Origin of the sequence: Sphingobium agri, from assembly GCF_023051225.1 — a bacterium.
Lineage (GTDB): Bacteria > Pseudomonadota > Alphaproteobacteria > Sphingomonadales > Sphingomonadaceae > Sphingobium > Sphingobium agri.
This window is the reverse complement of the sequence record NZ_JALKHS010000018.1, coordinates 232760-248882: the sequence shown is the minus strand read 5'-3', so window position 1 is coordinate 248882 and position 16123 is coordinate 232760. Positions and strand designations below refer to the sequence as shown.

At 64.3% G+C, this 16123-nt stretch carries 8 protein-coding genes; 6 read left to right on the top strand and 2 right to left on the bottom strand.

The features are described 5' to 3' along the window. Positions 1 to 25 precede the first annotated feature (25 nt). The 5 genes from recA to MU848_RS16735 all read left to right on the top strand — a co-directional run bounded on the left by recA (position 26) and on the right by MU848_RS16735 (position 7861). Positions 26 to 1099 carry a recombinase RecA gene (gene recA / locus MU848_RS16755; RefSeq protein ID WP_097090727.1) on the top strand — a complete coding sequence of 358 codons (1074 nt, stop codon included), beginning with the start codon at positions 26 to 28 and terminating at the stop codon, positions 1097 to 1099. 180 nt (positions 1100 to 1279) lie between these two features. Next, positions 1280 to 2095 carry an ImuA family protein gene (locus MU848_RS16750; protein WP_247234339.1) on the top strand — a complete coding sequence of 272 codons (816 nt, stop codon included), beginning with the start codon at positions 1280 to 1282 and terminating at the stop codon, positions 2093 to 2095. Further along, complete coding sequence (locus MU848_RS16745) at positions 1992 to 3587, top strand: Y-family DNA polymerase (RefSeq protein WP_247234371.1); 1596 nt, start codon at positions 1992 to 1994, stop codon at positions 3585 to 3587. Before MU848_RS16750 ends, MU848_RS16745 begins: the two co-directional genes overlap by 104 nt. Next, a complete protein-coding gene (locus MU848_RS16740; protein ID WP_247234337.1) occupies positions 3584 to 7183 on the top strand; it encodes an error-prone DNA polymerase in 3600 nt (1199 codons plus the stop codon). Before MU848_RS16745 ends, MU848_RS16740 begins: the two co-directional genes overlap by 4 nt. A gap of 216 nt (positions 7184 to 7399) precedes the next feature. Continuing rightward, complete coding sequence (locus MU848_RS16735) at positions 7400 to 7861, top strand: GFA family protein (protein ID WP_201515241.1); 462 nt, start codon at positions 7400 to 7402, stop codon at positions 7859 to 7861. Here the strand turns inward: MU848_RS16735 and MU848_RS16730 are convergent. Together MU848_RS16730 and MU848_RS16725 are read right to left on the bottom strand one after the other, a co-directional pair. Beyond that, positions 7855 to 12069, bottom strand: a complete 4215-nt coding sequence (locus tag MU848_RS16730; RefSeq protein ID WP_247234335.1) for a translocation/assembly module TamB domain-containing protein — start codon at positions 12067 to 12069, stop codon at positions 7855 to 7857. The genes MU848_RS16735 and MU848_RS16730 overlap by 7 nt on opposite strands. Next, entirely contained in the window at positions 12069 to 14183 is a 2115-nt protein-coding gene (locus MU848_RS16725) for an autotransporter assembly complex protein TamA (protein WP_247234333.1), read from the bottom strand. The genes MU848_RS16730 and MU848_RS16725 overlap by 1 nt, the downstream gene beginning before the upstream one ends. A gap of 132 nt (positions 14184 to 14315) precedes the next feature. Here MU848_RS16725 and recJ point away from each other — a divergent pair, with 132 nt between their 5' ends. Beyond that, complete coding sequence (gene recJ, locus MU848_RS16720; RefSeq protein ID WP_247234331.1) at positions 14316 to 16082, top strand: single-stranded-DNA-specific exonuclease RecJ; 1767 nt, start codon at positions 14316 to 14318, stop codon at positions 16080 to 16082. The last annotated feature ends 41 nt before the right edge of the window (positions 16083 to 16123 follow it).

The window sequence follows — 16123 nt, the reverse complement described above, 5'->3', positions numbered from 1 at the left end:
CTTCCGCTTGACAGGGGATAGGCCGATGACAGCAATGCTCTCACTCATCGATTCCAAGAAGACAGGGACAATGGACAGACAGAAAGCATTGGAAGCGGCCCTTTCCCAGATCGACCGCGCCTTTGGCAAGGGTTCGGCGATGAAGCTGGGCAGCCGCGAGAAGATCGAGATCGAGGCGATTTCGACGGGATCGCTGGGGCTCGATATCGCGCTCGGCATTGGCGGCTTGCCGCGCGGGCGCATCATCGAAATCTATGGGCCGGAAAGCTCGGGCAAGACCACGCTGGCGCTGCATGCCATTGCAGAGGCGCAGAAGACAGGCGGCGTTGCGGCCTTTGTCGACGCGGAACATGCGCTGGACCCGGTCTATGCCAAGAAGCTGGGCGTCGATATCGACGAACTGATCGTGTCGCAGCCCGACACTGGCGAACAGGCGCTGGAGATCGTCGATACGCTGGTGCGGTCGAACGCGATCGACGTGCTGGTGGTGGACTCGGTGGCCGCGCTGGTGCCCCGCGCCGAAATCGAAGGCGAGATGGGCGACAGCCATGTCGGCCTTCAGGCGCGTTTGATGAGCCAGGCGCTGCGCAAGCTCACGGGATCGATTTCGCGGTCGAAATGCCTTGTCATCTTCATCAACCAAGTGCGCATGAAGATCGGCGTTATGTACGGCAATCCGGAAACGACGACGGGCGGCAACGCGCTTAAATTCTACGCGTCGGTCCGCCTCGACATCCGCCGCACCGGCCAGATCAAGGATCGCGACGATATCGTCGGCAATGCGACCCGCGTTAAGGTGGTGAAGAACAAGGTCGCCCCGCCGTTCAAGCAGGTCGAATTCGACATCATGTATGGCGAAGGCGTTTCCAAGATCGGGGAGATCCTCGATCTGGGCGTCAAGGCCGGCATCGTTGAAAAGTCGGGCGCGTGGTTCTCCTACGACTCCGTTCGAATCGGGCAGGGCCGGGAAAATGCCAAGACTTTCCTCAAGGAACATCCGGAGATGGCCGAACGCCTGGAACGCGCCATCCGCGGCAAGACCGAGGAAGTTGCTGAAGGCATGATGACAGGACCTGAACCGGATGATGACGGCGAATAAGGCGCGCTTGTAGCTGCGTTTTTTATGAATAGTGAAAGGCCCGTCTGCGCATGTCGCGGCGGGCCTTTCTTGATTCTCGCACGTTGGCGCTGAGAGTTCTGCCCGCTCCCTCAACGGCAATGCATCCCTGATTGACAGGGTTCGTCGGAGGATCGAAAAGAACATAAGAAGAACATTCTTATGGTCGAGTCGGTAAAAACCCTTGCAGCCCTCAGGCGGCATATCGCATCGCTGGAAGGCATTCCGGCTATGGAGGCTGGTGCGCCGGTGGCGACGGGACATGGTCTGTTCGATCAGGCCTTGCAAGGCGGTCTGGCACGCGGGCGGCTGCATGAGCTTTTCGGCGGTGACGAGGATGAAGGCGCGGCAGCGGGCCTGTCGTTGATCCTTGCTCATCTGGCGGCGGGCGATTTGCCGCTGTTCTGGCTGCGGCTTGCCAAGGGGGCAGGGGTGCAGCCCTATGGGCCGGGACTTGCGGAATTGGGCATTGATCCGGCGCGGCTGCTGATCGGTGCGATGAAAGACGAAGCGCTGCTGCTGCGCGCGGCGGTCGATGCATTGCGCTGCCCGGCGCTGGGTGCGCTCGTCATCGAGCTGCGCGGGGGCGCGCCGCTTATGGACTTGACGGCAAGCCGGCGCTTGGCGCTGGCGGCGGAAACGTCGGGGGTTACCGCCTTCATATTGCGGATCGGGGGCGATCCGGTGCCGAGCGCGGCGGAGACGCGGTGGCGGGTGGAGGCCGCGCCTTCCCTGCCTTTGCCCGGCAACGCGCCGGGCCTGAGCGCCTTCTCGCTCCACCTGCTGCGCCGCCGGTCGGGGCCGGACGGCATGACATGGCGGATGGTGTGGAATGCCGAGCGGGGAGATTTTGGAGAAGAGTGCGATGAACGCCATGAGCATGGATGGGCAAGCGGAGGACGCGCTGAAGAGGCGGCGCTACCTGGCGCTGTGGTTCCCCTTCCTGGCGGTCGATCGGCTGCGCATCGCGCGGCCTGATCTGTGGCAGGCGCAGGCCGGTGCCGGCCCGGTCGCCATCGTCGAGTCCATGCGCGGGGCGATGCGTCTTGTCACGCCGGATGCCGACGCGCTGGCGCTGGGCCTGAGCGCGGGCATGACGCTGGCTGATGCGCGGGCGCAGGAGCCCGACCTTGTCAGTTTCGAAGCCGATCACCACGCCGACCAGGATTGGCTGGAGCGGCTGTGCGATGGATGCGCGCGCTATACGCCGGCGGCGGCGATCGATCCGCCGCATGGGCTGATGCTGGACATCACCGGCTGCGCGCATCTGTGGGGCGGAGAGGAGGCCATGGCGCGTGAGGCGGTGGACCGGTTCGAGCGGCACGGCATGGAGGTGCGTCATGCGATAGCGGGCACTGCGGAGGGCGCCCATGCTCTGTGCCGCTTTTCCGCAGGGCCAGCGCCCGATGAAGAGGCTGCCTTGCGCCGCCTGCCGGTGGAGGCGCTGGAGTTGGAGCAGGAGAGCAGCGTGGCGTTGCGACGCGCGGGGCTGCGCACCATCGGCGACCTTGCCGCCAGACCAGCCGCAACTTTGGCGGCGCGTTTTGGTGAGGAGGCGGTGGATGCGCTGCATCGCTTGCTGGGTCTGGGGCATCGTCCGCTTAGCCCCCGCCGCCCACGCCCTGTGCTGCGGATCGAGCGCCGTTTCGCAGAACCGGTGGGCAGCACCGCCTATGCCCTGCAACGGGTCGAGGAGATGGCGGCTGAAGCGGGCGAACGGCTGGCGGAGCGGGGCGAGGGCGGGCGGCGGTTCGAGCTGTTGTTCTTCCGTACCGATGGCCTTGCCTTTCCGCTGCGGGTGGAAACCGGCCTGCCAGTGCGCGATGCGCCCGCGATCATGCGGCTGGTGCAGGAGCGGATCGACAGCCTGTCCGATCCGCTCGACCCCGGTTTCGGCTTCGACATGCTGCGCCTTACCGTGCCGCAGACCGAGCCGATGGCTGCGACCCAACTGGCGCTGGAAGGTGGTGAAGCGCGGCGCGAGGAAGCGGTCGCGGCGCTGGTCGACCGGCTGTCCGTGCGGGCCGGCCGCAATCGTATCCAGCGCCTGGAGCCGCGCGACAGCCATATTCCCGAGCAGGCGCAGCTCGCCTTGCCCGCGATCGAAAGCCGCACGCCATCCAGTTGGCCGCGCCAGGGCGAACCGGGCGACCCACCCATGCGCCCCATCCATTTGTTCGATCCGCCCCAGCCGATCGAGGTGGTGGCGGAAGTTCCGGATGGCCCACCCCATCATTTCCGTTGGCGGCGCAGCGTGCATGAAGTGACCCGCTATGAAGGGCCGGAGCGGATCGCGCCCGAATGGTGGAAGGCGAAGGACGGCGCGCTGGCGGGCGAAAGCGCAGGGATGACCCGTGACTATTACCGGATCGAGGATGCGCGCGGCCGCCGCTACTGGATTTTCCGCCACGGCCTTTACGGCACGGAGGCGCGGCATCCGGGATGGTATATCCACGGCCTGTTCGCATGAAACGCGGCAAGGGGCCTGATCCGTCCAAGCCTAAATCCCCTGACCGGCGGGAGCTGGACAGGATCGAGGCAAGGGAGAAGGATGGGAGGAAGCCTGCAATAGCGCCGCCCTTAAAGCAGGGTCCTGGTTTCGCCGAGCTGGGCGTTATGTCCAATTACAGCTTCCTGCACGGCGCTTCCCACCCTTCCGACCTTGTCGGCCGGGCGATTGAATTGGGGCTTCAGGCCATCGGCATTGCCGACAGGAACAGCGTGGCTGGCGTTGTGCGCGCCTATGTCGCGTTGCGTGACGCACCCGGCAAGGCACGTGATGCCATGATCAAAGCGAAGAAGGAGAGAGGTGAATCGGTCGAACTGACCGCCCAGGAAGAAGCGGCCTGTCATACCGATCTGCGCCTGGTAGTGGGCGCTCGCTTGGTCTTTGTCGATGGGACGCCTGATATTCTCGCCTATCCCAAAAGCCGCTTAGGCTGGGGACGGCTCACCCGCCTGCTGACCAAGGGCAATATGGAGGCGGTGAAGGGCGACTGTATTCTTACCTTCAGCGATCTGATCGATCACCTCGACGATCTTCTGCTGATCATCCTGCCGCTTTCCACGGCCCGCCCCCAAGAGGCGCATAAAGCTCCTCCGGCCTATCCGTCTGGTGATGAAGCGGTATCCATCTCTCACCTGAAACTGGTGCCGCCCGCGGCTCCACCCACATGGCAGGATGCACTGCGCCGGTTGCAGAACACAGCGCCGGGACGCGTGTGGCTCGGGCTGACCCTGCGCCATCATGGACGAGACCGCCGTCATGCCGCCGTCATTCAGAAGATTGCTGGAGAGGTGGGCGTGCCCGTTATAGCGACTAACGATGTGCTGTATGCCGAAGCATCATCGCGGCCATTGCAGGACGTGCTCAGCTGCGTTCGGGATGGCGTGACGTTGAAGCAGGCGGGACAGCGGCTGGAAGCGCATGCCGAACGGCATATCAAGCCTCCCCTCGAAATGGCCCGGCTTTATGCCGACTGTCCGCAAGCGCTTGCCGAAACGATCCGGTTCGTCGATCAGATCGACTTCGTCCTTACCGACTTAAAATATGAATATCCTCATGAGCCGGTTCCGCTCGGCTGGTCACCCGATGGCTGGCTGGAGAATTTGGTGCGCCGCCGAGCAAAAGGGCGTTACGGACGCAGATTGCCTCCTAAGGTAAGAGCACTGATCGGGCAGGAGCTGCGGCTCATCCGAAGACAAAATTATGCTTATTACTTCCTGACCGTCCACGATCTCGTCCGATTTGCGCGCGCTCAAAAACCTCCTATTCTCTGCCAAGGCCGGGGGTCTGCAGCCAATTCCATCGTCTGCTTTCTGTTGGGCGTCACTTCCGTCGATCCGATGAAGCACGACCTGCTCTTTTCCCGCTTCGTATCGGAAGAGCGGAACGAGCCGCCCGACATCGACGTCGATTTCGAACATGAGCGGCGCGAGGAGGTGATGCAATATATCTACCGTCGCTATGGGCGCGAACGGGCGGGGATCGCCGCGACCGTCATTCATTACCGGTCCCGAAGCGCTCTGCGTGAAGTGACAAAGGTTCTGGGACTAAGCGAAGATATAGCGGCGCGCCTGTCGAGCACCGTCTGGGGAAGTTACTCACGCGATCTGGGCAATAGACGTTTCATCGACGCGGGCTTTTCTCTCGACAACGTGGAGATCCTCCGATTGCGATCGCTGGTTGAGCAGTTGATCCGCGCGCCTTTCGCACGGCATTTGTCGCAGCATGTCGGCGGCTTCGTCCTGACCCAGAACCGGCTGGATGAAACGGTGCCCATTCACAATGCCGCGATGCCCGATCGCAGCTTCATCGAATGGGACAAGGACGATATCGATGCGCTTGGCTTGATGAAGGTCGATGTGCTGGCGCTCGGCATGTTGAGTTGCATCCGGAGAGCCTATGAGTTGATGCGGCGTCATGGACTGGGCGATTACGACCTCACCGTCGATCTCGATTCCGAAGACCCTGCTGTTTACGCCATGCTGCAAAAGGGGGACAGCATTGGCGTGTTCCAGGTGGAAAGCCGGGCGCAGATCAACATGCTGCCGCGCTTGAAGCCGGAAAATCTTTATGACCTGACGGTGCAGGTCGCGATTGTACGGCCTGGCCCGATCGAGGGTGACATGGTTCATCCTTATTTGCGGCGGCGGGCAGGACTCGAAAAAGCGGAATTTCCTTCGCCCAGTCCACCCCACAATCCCAACGAATTGCGGGAGTTGCTGAAGGATACCTACGGCGTCCCCCTGTTCCAGGAGCAGGCGATGAAGCTCGCTATTGTCGCGGCGGAATTTACGCCTTCGGAGGCCAATCAGCTGCGGCGGTCGATGGCGACTTTCCGGCAGGTGGGGGGCATGGACAAGTTCAAGGAGAAGATGATCGGCGGCATGGTGGGGCGTGGGTATGAGCGCGATTTTGCCGAGCGATGCTATAGCCAGATCGAGGGGTTTGGCAGCTACGGCTTTCCTGAAAGCCATGCTCTGTCCTTTGCCCGGCTGGTCTATGTGTCGGCCTGGATCAAGTGCCACCAGCCTGCCGTGTTCGCCTGCGCGTTGCTGAATTCGCAGCCCATGGGCTTTTATGCCCCGGCGCAGATCGTCCGGGATGCGCGGGAGCATGGCGTTGCCGTGCATGATGTGGATGTGAACATGAGCGGGTGGGATAATGCGCTGGAACCGCTGCTGCGATCGCGGAACAGGCGAAGGGGCGAGGGAGAGGGACGGGCGTTGGCGCTGCGGCTGGGCTTTCGCCAAGTCGATGGTTTTCGCGAGACCTGGGCTGCGCAGATGGTCGAGGCGCGGGCGCAGGGTCTGTTCACCAGCCTTGAAGATCTGGCGCGGCGGGCGGGATTGCCTGCGCGGGCGCTGCGCTTGCTGGCGGATGCGGACGCTTGCCGGTCGTTGGGGCAGGACAGGCGGGCCGCGCTGTGGGAAGCGCGGCGGACGCCGTCCAATGAATTGCCGCTGTTCGCCGCTGCCCGCAAACGGGACCAGAAAGCGGCGGGAGAATTGGGGCAGGAGCCGGATGCCATGCTGCCCGCCATGCCGCTCGCTGAACAGGTTGCGGCCGATTACCAGATGACGCGCCTGTCCCTAAAAGGCCATCCGATGCAGTTCCTGCGCCCGGTTTTTGCGGCCGAGGGCGTGCTGAGTTGCGCGCAGACATCGGCGGCGAAGAACGGGACGAAGGTGCGGACGGCAGGCGTGGTGCTGGTGCGGCAGCGGCCAGGCAAGGGCAACGCCGTCTTCATCACGATCGAGGATGAGACGGGGATCACCAACATTTTGCTGTGGGCGCGACTGTTCGAAATGCAGCGGCGGCCTGTCATGGCGTCGCGGCTGATGCTGGTCGAGGGGGAGGTGCAGCGGAGCAAGGAAGGCGTCGTCCACCTGATGGCGACCCGCGTGCATGATCGCACCGCCGAGATGTCGCGCCTGTCGGATACGCATAAGCCGCATATCGCCTTGTCGAGGGCGGATGAGTTCTTGCATCCCCAGCACCCGCGCACGTCCAGCCATCCGCGCAATGTGCGCATCTTGCCCAAATCGCGGGACTTCCATTGAGGGCGCGCGTGAATACTCCCCATCTTGCGATAGGAAGGATCAATTACGTCCGCTCTAGAGTTTCGCGCTTTAAATCAGCGCCACCTCTTAGCACCGTTCGCCCTGAGCTTGTCGAAGGGCTCTACCTTTTTAGGAAGGAGAGGGCTTCGACAAGCTCAGCCCGAACGGGCTAGGTGATACAGAGTAAACGCATTCCGCTCTAACAGGAGAAGCCCCATGCCTATCCCCGATTTCCCCATCGACGGTCATTGCCGGTGCGGCCGGGTGCGTTTCCAGTTGAGCGAAGCGCCGTGGGGTGAGGCGGCGTGCCATTGCACCGGGTGCCAGAAGATGACGGGCAGCGCTTTTTCCACCACGATCATCATGCCGTCGAGCGGCTTTGCACTGATCGCGGGTGATACCGTGATCGGCGGGATGCATGGCGAGGATGTGCACCATCATCATTGCGGCTGGTGCAAGAGCTGGGTCTTTACCAGGCCTGCCGCCGACATGGGCTTCGTCAATGTCCGCGCGACGATGCTGGACGATGCAAGCTGGTTCGCGCCCTGGATGGAAACGCAGACAGCGGAGAAGCTGCCCTGGGCGCAAACCGGGGCGGCGGTCAGCTTTGAGCGCTTCCCCGGCATGGATGAATATGATGGGCTGATCGCCCGCTACCGCGCGGAGCGGCTTCAATAATCCTTCGAATAGCGCAGATTTGCCGATGATCCGGCGTTGGTGCCAGTCTTCGACAGCAGGCTCAGCGTCTTTGACAGCGAGATTTCCAGCTGGGTGGCGGTGAAGCCCTTGGGATCGGTGATCACCTCCACATAGATGTTGTTGGAGATGCGCTGCCCGACTGCCAGCGACGTGCCGCGCCCGGTGGCATCGTCCCCGCCGACGATGCCGATGCGGTCGACACCCGACGCGTTCTGCAGCTTGCCCATCGGATTGAGGCCGCCACCGCCACCACGCAGGCCGTTGAGCGCGGCGGCAAGCTGGATTGCCTGCGTGGCGGACAGGTTCGCGACATTGTCGCCGAACAGGATGCGCGCCAATATCTCGTCCTGCGGCAGGGTGGGCGTCGAGATGAAGCTGATGTCGGGCCGCTGCGCCGTACCGCCCACTGCAATGCCTGCGGTCACCGTGTTGATCCGGGTTTCGGCGCGGATCGCCAGCACCGGGTTCATCATCGGCCCGTTGAAGGTAATGATCCCCTGTTCAAGGTCGAACTGATGCCCTGAGAAGCTGTAGCGGCCACGTATCACCTCGATCTTGCCGACGACGCGCGGGGCCTTTGTTGTGCCCGTCACCCGCATGTTGGTCTTCCATTCGGAATCGAGCCCCATGCCGGTCAAGTAGATCTCATTGTCGGCACGCACGCGGATGTCGAGCTTCCAGTCGGCGGGCTTTGCCGCCGCCTGCCGGGACGCGACGCGCTGGTCGAGAAGGTCGGTGCCTTCACCCTTCCGACGGACGCCCTGAAGCTGGCGGATTTCCGCGCCGCCCTGCCAGGCGATGCGGTAACGGGTTTCGGGGAGCCACAGGTCGCCCTTGATCAACCCGCCATTTGCCGTGCTATTCGTGACGTTGATGTTGCCGGTCACGACGCTGGTGATGGCTTCGCTGCGGGCGATGCGGGCGCGGTCCAGCTTGATGGCGATGTTCATGGGATAGCCGCTTTCGGCGGCGAGCCCCACCGAGCCGCTTGCCTGCACGGTGCCGTCGCCCGCCCGGCCGGAAAAGTCGCGTATCTCCAGCCGATCGTTGGTGAAGCGGCCATCAAGGCGCATCTGCGTCAGGCGCGTGCCGAACGTCTCATTTTCATAAGTGAGCGCGTTGGCGCGGACGAGGCCGTTGAGGCGCGGCGCGGTGAGGCGGCCGCTGAAGTCTGCGGCGACGGCGATCGGTCCGGTCAGTTGCTGATCTGCGAGACCGGCGAAGGAGAAGAGAACATCGGCCGGGCCGGCGTAGCGGATGCCGCCACCGAGGGGCGCCGATTGGAGTTGCTGCGTCCAGCTGGCTCCGGGGCCAGGAGGCGCGAGCGTGGCGATGAAGCGACCGAGCGGCGCATTGCCGCGCCGGATGAGGCCGCGCAGATCGCCGCCGCGCCCTGACAGGCGGCCCTCGATCGCCATGGATACGGGATCGGACACGGCGGACAGGCTTGAGCGGCGGAAATCATTGATCGCGATGCGGGTGGTGGCGGTGGGGAAGGCGTTGCCGCTCTGGTTGAAATCGATCGCGCCCGTTGCCTTGCCACTGATGCCGAGGCCGGGGCTGGCGATGTTCATGATGGCGAGGTCGAAATCCTTGAACCGGGCCTGGAGGGCGGTCTGCCCGCCGAACCGTCCGGCAAGATCAACCCTTCCTTGCGGCAAGACAAGCGTCGCGGGTTCGAGCCGGTAGCCCTGCGGTTCGATGCGGATGATCGCGGGTTGTGCGAAGCGGAAGGGGATGTTGCTCGCCTTGCCTTCCAGGGCAACGGCGTAGAGATTGGGGCGAAGCGCCGCATTCATGGCGATGGAGAAGGGCACGCCCGTCGATCCATCCGCAACCAGCTGCGCGCGTCCGCGTCCGCCCTGATAATTGATGCGCGCCCGCCCCTTGCGCACGACATAGTCGCCATAGGCCGCGTTCGCCATCTGCACATCGGCGGTGATGCGCGGCTGGTCAGTGAGCACGATGTCCGCAGCCACAATGGCGCGGCCGATCACCACATCGGCCTCGCCGGGCAGGCGAGCGTTGCTGGCGGTGGCGTTCACCGCGATGCCCTGTGCCTTGCCCACGGCCGCGAGCCGCGCCGTGCCGTTGATCCCCGAGCCATTCATGGCCAGCCGTCCGGCGAAAGGTCCGGCGGCGGTCTGCTGAAGGCGGCCATTCATGTCTACGCCCGCGAAACGCGCGCGTGTGATGTCGATCGTAAGCGGCCCACGCCCCGTGCGGATCAGCACATTGGCCAGGAAGGGGCCATAGGCGGAGCCGCCAGTCGCTTCCAGCCGATAGCCGCCTGTTTCGCCATTGAGTTTTGCAACGACGTCGGACAGCTGCACGCCGACATTGGGCCGGGCCGCGCGCAGGATTGCCTGCGGCCGTTCCATCGTGCCGCGAACAGTGAGCGCAAGCGGGCCATATTGGTTGGACGTCGCGGACGCGTCAAAAGTGATCGCGCCATTGGTGTCGTAGCTGCCTGACCCGGAATGGATGCGGAAATTGGGTGCCGCGCCTTTGAGGCCGGCAAGGGTGAACTTGCCTTCCGGCGTCATAGCGATGCGGCCCGACATGACGGCATTGCCGCCAAGGAAATCGCGCACCGACGCATTTTCCCACCGCGCGGTGCGGACGCCGAACTTGCCCGCAAGGCCCCAGCCGCCCTTGGGGCCCGGCACCAACTCCACATCGGTGTTGAGGTTCACGATGCCGACGCCGTCGATCTTGTAATCGTTCACCCGGCCCTTGAGTGCGCCTCGGTAGATGGCGTTGTCGAGGTCGGCAAGGACGATGGCGGTGGCGTCCACCCGATCGCTGTCGATCTTCAGATTGTCGCTGATCAGCTTGCCTGCGGAATAAGCGAAGTCGCCCTTTACCCGCAGATTCTGGAGCAACCCGCCTGCTGCTGCATTGAGGCCGGTGACGCGCCGCGCGGTCGCGTTTACCGGGATGCGGATGCGATCGGTATCGATCACTGCCCGGCCGCTGGCCTTCAGCCCTTCGATGCCGGTCTGGTCGAAGGCGAGCATCGCGGCGGTGAGATCATAGTTTATGAAGGGCGTCGCCATGGGGCCGTCTAGGATGATCGAAGCGCGCACATCCTTGCCGCGCACCTTTTCCATGATCGCGCCGGGCGTCAGCAGTGCGGCGTCGATCTTGAGCCCGCTGAACTGGCTTTTGCCGAGGTCGATGAGGCCCTGCGCCGTCGCGGCAAGCGCGTTCGAGCGGAGTGATCCCTTAAGGTTCACGCGCCGCTCGTTAAGTCCGGCGAAGAGATCGACATTAAGGGCTGGAGCGGTCAGCCGGTCAACGGTTCCGGCAAAGACGAGGCCGGGGCGCACCGGACCCTTGGCCGTGAAATTCCCGTCGCGCGCGGCGAGGGCGATGTTGGCAAGCTCGCCCTTGGGCGAGTTGGCGACGATCCGGCCGTTCCACGCCTGCCATGTCCCACGCCCGTCCAGCGTAGCGGTAAGGCCATCGGTGAGCCCACTCATCTTTGCGATCACGCCGCCCTTGGGCGCGGTCAGCGTGCCCTTCATGGCCAGGCGGTTCTGTTCGGGCACCGCGTCGAGCCATGCCTGGAGCCGATCGCCGCTATCGACCACGGCGTTGGCGCTAAGCTGCGCGCGGCCATCGGCAATGTGGGTGACGCCGTCGATGGCGATCTCGCGCTTCTGGCCGATCACCGGCTTCGCCAGCACGAATTTGGCGATCTTCAGCCGATCGACGTCAATGTCGAGGTCGGGAAGGATCGGGGCGTTTGGATCGCTTTGCGTGACGTTGAACTGTGGGCTGCGGGCCAGCACGACAAGCGGGCTTTCCAGCACGCGGACGGAGATATGGTTGTTGAGATAGCGGAAGGGGCTCCAAACGACATGAACGCGTGGCGATACGGCGAATGGCCCCTTGGGATCACGCAGGACGAGGTCGTGGATGACCATGTCACTATAGACCGATCCTTCGATACGGCCGACCTCGATCGCCATGCCGGATTCCAGCTTCAGCGCCGCGATCTGGCGGATCAGGAATTTCTTGCCCGGCTGCGTGTTGAGGAAGAGCAGCAACCCGGCGGCAAGGACGACCAGGCCAAGGATCAGACCGGCAATGCCGAGCACGATCTTCTGCCACAACGGTCGGCCTTCCCGGATGATCACGGTCTGGCTTTCGGGAGCGGGTGGAGGCGTGTCTTCGGCCATCAGAATGCCTGTCCAATGCCGATATAGAGAGTGAATTTGGATTCGCCGGGCTGCCGGTTGATCGGCATGGCTATGTCCGCCCGGAACGGGCCGAAGTCGGTATAGAAGCGGCCGCCCAGGCCTACGCCATAGCGAATGTCCGAGAATTTCGGGATGGCGCTTTCGTAGACCTGGCCCGCGTCAACGAAGGCGACGACGCCATAATTGCCGAAGCGATAGCGGCCCTCGACGGCGAACTCGTTGACGGACCGGCCGCCGATGGGATCGTCATTGACGTCCTTGGGCCCCAGTTCCTGATAGCCAAAGCCGCGCACTGATCCGCCGCCGCCTGCATAGACCCGGCGGGAGGGCGCGATCTGGTCGCGGGCAGCGCCGCTGATCGTGCCGAGCCGCGTCCGCGCCGCGATCACCAGCGCATCGGAAACGGGATAATAGCCGCTAAGGTCAAAGGTGCCGCGCACATAGGGTGACACATTGCCCTGCAGCGATGCCTCCGGTGAAATGCGCAGATTGGCGCGAAAACCCTTGGTCGGATTGAGCAGGTCGTTTGATCGATCATAGCCGACCTGCACCGGCAGCGAGCCGATGAAATAGGTCAGCCGCCGCTTTTCCGCCGTTGCCGGATCGATCGTCGTCTGTTCGTTCGACAGCAGGATTTCCGCGCCGTAGGTGTAGGTCCAGCGCTTCTGGAAAATCGGCGTCGATTGGCGCGACCAGCTGATGTTGAGACCTGCGGTGAAGGCTTCGTACGCGTCGTAATTCTGGTGGTTGAGCAGGACGCCAGCCTGGAAGGTCTTATCCCGCTTGCCCGCGTTCGAGCGGCGGAAGGTGCCCGAGACGCCCTGTTCCTGCGTGCCCGCGATGGCCTTGGCGATCAGCGCGCCTTCCGGTGGGAAGAGGTTGCGATGCGTCCATGTGCCCTCTGCGCGGAACCCTTGCCCCGTGCCATAGCCAAGCTCGCCCGCCAGGGTGCGCGGCGGTCCTGCTTCCTGATCGACATGCAGGTCGACATATTCGGTGCCGTCGGGGCCGGGCTCGTTCGTGCGCACCGGATCGACCGCGATGCTGGAGAAAAGGCCTGTCGCGACGAGGGCGCGGCGCAGGTCGTCGACCTTGCGGCTGTCATATAGCTCGCCGGGTTTGAAGCGGCTGATGACCTTCATATGGTCAGCGCCAAAGGCTTGCTTGGCGCCGGAGGTGGTGATGCCCCGGAACGACCCGCGTGGGCCGACCTCGACAGGCAATGTATAGTCGCCCGTGATCGTCGCCGGGTCGAGCAATATGTCCCGTTCGCCGACCTTGGCGAAGGGATAGCCATTTTCGGGGAGCCTCACGCCGACATTGGCTTCCGCGCTTTCCACATCGGCGGCAACGATATAGTCGCCGGTCTTGAGCGGCAGGCTGTCGCGGACGAGGCCGGGCGGCACGGTGGGCCCGGCGTTGATGACGATGTCGCCGATCTTGTACCGCTTGCCCGGCGTGACGGACAAGACCGCCTTCAGCGTGCCGTTGCCGGTCTGGTCGAGCGATGCGAGGGCGGTCGCGTCATAATAGCCTTCCGAATAGAGCAGCCGCACGGCGAGCGCTTCATCCTCATGCGCGCGGGCCTGCACCATGGCGGCGGTGTCGGCGCGTCCCTTCCCATCGATCAGCGCTGACTCGCCCCGGAACTCATCTTCAAGGCCGGTCCTGCCAAAGCCGTCAATCTCGACAGCATAGCGGATTTCCGGCGTTTTCTCATTGGGGCTGTCGCTTGCCAGCTGGGCGGGGACGGTGACGCTGTCGAGCGGTGGGAGGGGCTGGGCGAGCTCTGCTTCCGCTGCGGGTTCAGTAGCTGGGGGCAGTTCGACGGGCGCGCTGGCCTGCGGCATTTGCTGGTCGATCCAGCTGTCGATCGACGGGAGCGGAGCGGAGGGGTTGGCCGTGTCACTCTCACCAGCCTTGGGAAGGCGCGCCTCGAATTCCTCGTCGGGCAGGATCGGCGGCTCCTGTTCCGGCGCAACCGTGCCGGTGGAAGCGCCGCTGGAAGTCTGGGCCTGTAGCGGAAGAGGTGACGCCGCAATCATCAAAACGCCCAAGGCATGCCGGACGCGTTTCGCCTGCCCTGAACTCATGTAAACTTCGCCGCCCCTTTCGATCCGCCGCACCCGCGCGCGGCTTGGGAATACGCGCAGGACATCGATTCGGTTCCGCCGCTGTCCGCGAACCGCTTCCCTCAAGGGCTTGGCCGGTTTAGGGACTGATAAATGACTGTCGCGCTGAATGTATCCCGCTCCATCCTTGGACAACCGTGGCGCTGGCGGGGTGCGGGCGCGGATGCTCGCGAGCCCGGCTATCTGCCCGACGACCTCGTCACTCAGCTGTTGCTCGCCCGAGGCTGTCCGCGCGAGGCGGTGGATGCGCATCGCAATCCCACCATCCGTCATTTCATGCCTGACCCAAGCCTGTTCCGCGACATGGACAGCGCGGCCGAGCGGCTGGCGGATGCGGTGCAGAGCGGCGAGCATGTGCGGATTTTCGGCGACTATGACGTGGACGGCGCGACCAGCGCAGCCTTGCTGATCCGGCTGCTGCGTGATCTTGGCCTGTCCGCGCGGCCTTACATCCCGGATCGGTTGATGGAAGGCTATGGCCCGTCTGGCGAGGCGCTGGTGCGGCTGGCCGGGGAAGGGGCGACGTTGATCGTCACCGTCGATTGCGGCGCTCAGGCGTTCGAGGCGCTCGCCATGGCGAAGGCGGTAGGCGTCGATGTCGTGGTGGTGGATCACCATAAATGCGCCGCAGCGCTTCCCGAAGCGTTCGCGCTGGTGAACCCGAACCGGCTTGACGAGGTCGAGGAAGCGGCGGCTCATGGCCATTTGGCGGCGGTCGGCGTTGCCTTTCTCCTCGGCGCGGCGCTGATCCGCGTGCTGCGGCGGCGCGGCTGGTTCACGCACCGGGCCGAGCCTGCGCTGATGGAGTTGCTCGATATCGTGGCGCTCGGCACCGTGGCGGACGTGGCGCAGCTCAAGGGACTCAACCGCGCCTTTGTGGCGCAGGGCCTCAAGGTCATGGCCAAGCGCCGCAACATCGGCATCTCGGCACTGATCGACGCCAGCCGCCTCAGTCGGGCCCCGCTATGCCATGATCTTGGCTTCGCGCTCGGCCCACGCATCAATGCCGGCGGCCGGGTGGGTAAAGCCGATCTTGGCGTGCGGCTGCTGACGACCGAAGACCCGTTGGAAGCAGCGAGCATCGCGGCCGAGCTCGACCAGTTCAATGAAGAGCGGCGCGCGATCGAAGCGGCGGTGCAGGCCGAGGCCGAGGAATTGCTCGCCGCGCAGGGCAACCGAGCGGTTGCGGTGATCGCGGGGCCAGGTTGGCACCCCGGCGTGATCGGCATCGTTGCCGGACGCATCAAGGAAAAGGCCGGGCGGCCTGCGATCGTGGTTGCGATCGACGACGCGGGTACCGGCAAGGGATCCGGGCGGTCCATATCGGGCGTGGACCTGGGGGCGGCCGTGCTGGCAGCGAAGGACAGCGGGTTGCTGGTCGCCGGGGGCGGCCATGCCATGGCGGCGGGATTGACGGTCGCTTCGGACAAGGTGGACGCGCTGGCCGACTTCCTGGACGAAAGGCTTGGACCTGCCGTGGCCCGTGCGCGCGATGACCGCGCATTGCTCATAGATGCTGTGCTCGCGCCTGCGGGGGTCAATCCCGACTTTGTGGCCGCGATCGAGGCGGGTGGGCCCTATGGCGCTGGCTGGCCTGCCCCGCTGGTGGCGGCGGGGCCGATGCGGGTCATCAAGGCGGATGTGGTCGGCAACGGGCATTTGCGCGCCGTGATGGCTGGCGATGATGGCCGTTCGATCAAGACCATCGCGTTCCGCCAGGCCGAAAGCGAGCTGGGCCAAGCGATCCTGGGCGCACCGCGCGATCGCCGCCTGTGGGTCGCAGGGCGCGCCAAGATCGACGATTGGGGTAGCCGCCCGGCAGCCGAGCTGCATCTGGAAGACGCCGCCTGGGCCGATTGAAGAAGAGATGATTCTAGGCCCAAAAGGGGTTGACCGGCGCA

Bases quoted from the DNA above. Each gene is read 5' to 3' on its own strand.
- recA (WP_097090727.1), top strand. From the start codon at position 26: ATGACAGCAATGCTCTCACTCATCGATTCCAAGAAGACAGGGACAATG.
- MU848_RS16750 (WP_247234339.1), top strand. From the start codon at position 1,280: ATGGTCGAGTCGGTAAAAACCCTTGCAGCCCTCAGGCGGCATATCGCA.
- MU848_RS16745 (WP_247234371.1), top strand. From the start codon at position 1,992: ATGAGCATGGATGGGCAAGCGGAGGACGCGCTGAAGAGGCGGCGCTAC.
- MU848_RS16740 (WP_247234337.1), top strand. From the start codon at position 3,584: ATGAAACGCGGCAAGGGGCCTGATCCGTCCAAGCCTAAATCCCCTGAC.
- MU848_RS16735 (WP_201515241.1), top strand. From the start codon at position 7,400: ATGCCTATCCCCGATTTCCCCATCGACGGTCATTGCCGGTGCGGCCGG.
- MU848_RS16730 (WP_247234335.1), bottom strand. From the start codon at position 12,069: ATGGCCGAAGACACGCCTCCACCCGCTCCCGAAAGCCAGACCGTGATC.
- MU848_RS16725 (WP_247234333.1), bottom strand. From the start codon at position 14,183: ATGAGTTCAGGGCAGGCGAAACGCGTCCGGCATGCCTTGGGCGTTTTG.
- recJ (WP_247234331.1), top strand. From the start codon at position 14,316: ATGACTGTCGCGCTGAATGTATCCCGCTCCATCCTTGGACAACCGTGG.